Annotated in this window: 1 protein-coding gene; it reads right to left on the bottom strand. The window is 62.2% G+C overall.

What is annotated here, in order from left to right; genetic code table 11:
• Positions 1 to 233 (bottom strand): MBL fold metallo-hydrolase (locus tag SCA31_RS25620; protein ID WP_410699733.1); only part of this gene is annotated, 233 nt, incomplete at both ends.

The raw sequence follows: 233 nt of genomic DNA, 5'->3' as shown, positions 1-233 counted from the left end.
CATACCTGGCACACTCTGATCCGGCGGGAGCATCTTTAGCCACCGACCCACATCGACCGGGGAGCGTGGAAAGAGAGGTGACAGCAGCGCCATCGCGCCACCGCCGACGAAGGCGTCGGCCGGCGGATAAGAGGCTTGTCCGTTTAAATATGGGAACTCAAGAGGATGCGCGTAAACTGGAACGTCCCAATGCTCCGCGAGCGCCTCCAGCGAGCCGGCGTGGTCGAAATGGG

It is taken from the genome of Chryseobacterium sp. SIMBA_028, from assembly GCF_046535285.1.
Classification (GTDB): domain Bacteria; phylum Bacteroidota; class Bacteroidia; order Flavobacteriales; family Weeksellaceae; genus Chryseobacterium.
Note: the sequence above shows the minus strand (reverse complement) of the source record. Positions and strands in the feature narration are given on the sequence as shown.